We start from the raw sequence: 1,968 nt of genomic DNA, 5'->3' as shown, positions 1-1,968 counted from the left end.
GTATTTTAATTGATAGAGCAACGATAGTTGCATTAAAACAACACGAAAAAACAAAAAAATTGGTAATTACTATTATGTAACTGGAGGAGAAAAAATGAATAGTGATAAGATCCAACATGCTGACATCACCATAAGTGCCGTATCTCCTTCTCAATATCCAGATGATGGTTTAACTGAAATAGTCCTTGCGGGGCGCTCCAACGTGGGGAAATCGACCTTCATCAATACGATGGTCAACCGAAAAAAACTAGCTAGAACATCGGGTAAACCCGGGAAGACCCGCACACTTAACTTTTTTAATATAGAAAATGAACTGTTTTTCGTTGATGTACCAGGATATGGATACGCTAAAGTATCTAATGCAGAACAGAACAAATGGGGCAGAATGATGACTGATTATTTTGCTACCAGAGAAGAACTGGCACTCGGAATCCTATTAGTCGACTTCAGACACGAACCGACTGATCTGGATATTCAGATGTATGATTTATATAAATACTATGATATTCCCGTACTTATTGTCGCTACTAAGGCGGATAAGATAAAAAAATCAAAATACAACAAGCATTCAAGTATCATCAGAAAAACACTTGAAATAGAACCCGGCGACAAGCTGTTCACATTCTCCTCTATGACTAGAGAAGGTCGGAAGGAAATATGGGATGAGATTTTGACGTATGTAGGGGATGAGAGAGAATGAAACTTTTAATGTATGGGGTAAATAGAGATACCGTCTCTTCTGACGATATTCACAAGTACAGTCTGACCCGTGCATCCAGAAGAGAACATCTACACGATATACATGCATTCGATGGAGTAAGTGAAGTTGTACTGCTTGTTACTGAAAACAGGAATGAATACTATCTGTATGTAGATGAGAAAGATTTCAAACACGGCGATCTTCTACGCTATCTGTCACAGTATACAGATAAAATGCTTGAAGAAGTGATTCTCGAAACCTACAGCAAGTTCAATGAAGATGTGGTCAGGCATCTCCTGAATTTATCCAGCAATGTTGAGACGGCTGAACAGCATTCCTATGAACCGGTAGATATCATCGATCAGGCGCTCATGGATGCAGTTGAAGAGAAGACTGCCGGACCTGTCCTGCAGATGCTGTTTAAGAACGCTGTCGACTTTTCTCTTGATTTATGTGAAAAGGAATCGATCAGACCATTGCTTCAAGGGAACGTTCCCCGAGCCGTGCGTTCGATCCGCTCTATGCTTGAACCTTCTGGAGATCATCACTATTGTGTAATAGGCAATGAAGACCTTACAAATCAGATAATCAAACATTTTTCTGGTTCAGACTTCGGGTCTCTAACGGTTCTTTACCGCAATGAACATACTGAACGGTCTGTAGAAGAACTGAAAAGATGGTTGGCTATTACTAATCAGCAGAACCGTATCAAACTGATTCATCTTGTTGATTCCAGTCAGTTTCTCTACAGACTCGCAAAAGCAGATGCTCTACTCATCGGCACGTCCGAAAATCATAACTGCATTTCTGAAGAACTGCTGCAGGATATGTTCGAAATGCGTCCTACTGCAAAGAACCAGCTGATATTCGACTTTAGTACTGCTCAGGACGAGACTGTCTTTTCCAGATACGCGTCGCTTACTTATAAGCACATCGAAGACGAAGCTAAGAAGCAGTACGATACTGAAACGATGGAATCTGCACAGACAGCCTTTGAGGAGCTGATATCAGTTGCTACAGGTCAGTATATGAACAGATACAATGAGATACAGGAATGCCAGCAGTTTCCTGCCTTAAAAAAGCTGCAGCCGATTAAAGAAATGGCGTCAGCAGAAAAATAAATCAGGTCGTGTAAAAGAGTCAGGATTCTGACTCTTTTTTTTTCGTGTGCGCCCGGCATGGGCGATAACTTGGTGGTGAAAGTCCACTACAGACTTGGCAGTAGGAACTGTTAGCGAAAGTCAAGGGTGTCCGCCGTGAGGCGGAAT

The 1,968-nt window shown here is 41.5% G+C and carries 2 protein-coding genes; both read left to right on the top strand.

Annotated elements, in window-relative coordinates; translation table 11 throughout:
* Positions 1 to 94: 94 nt before the first annotated feature.
* Positions 95 to 700: a ribosome biogenesis GTP-binding protein YihA/YsxC gene (gene yihA / locus ABFX15_RS10155; protein ID WP_091269044.1), complete on the top strand. Its 606-nt coding sequence runs from the start codon at positions 95 to 97 to the stop codon at positions 698 to 700.
* A complete protein-coding gene (locus ABFX15_RS10150; protein WP_346025302.1) occupies positions 697 to 1,821 on the top strand; it encodes a hypothetical protein in 1,125 nt (374 codons plus the stop codon). Before yihA ends, ABFX15_RS10150 begins: the two co-directional genes overlap by 4 nt.
* Positions 1,822 to 1,968: the final 147 nt, after the last annotated feature.

Origin of the sequence: Alkalibacterium indicireducens (assembly GCF_039522005.1) — a bacterium.
GTDB classification, from domain to species: Bacteria; Bacillota; Bacilli; order Lactobacillales; family Carnobacteriaceae_A; genus Alkalibacterium; species Alkalibacterium indicireducens.
This window is presented reverse-complemented; position numbering and strand designations above follow the sequence as displayed.

Excerpts from the sequence above, each read along its gene's own strand:
- yihA (WP_091269044.1), top strand. The coding sequence starts at position 95 with ATGAATAGTGATAAGATCCAACATGCTGACATCACCATAAGTGCCGTA.
- ABFX15_RS10150 (WP_346025302.1), top strand. The coding sequence starts at position 697 with ATGAAACTTTTAATGTATGGGGTAAATAGAGATACCGTCTCTTCTGAC.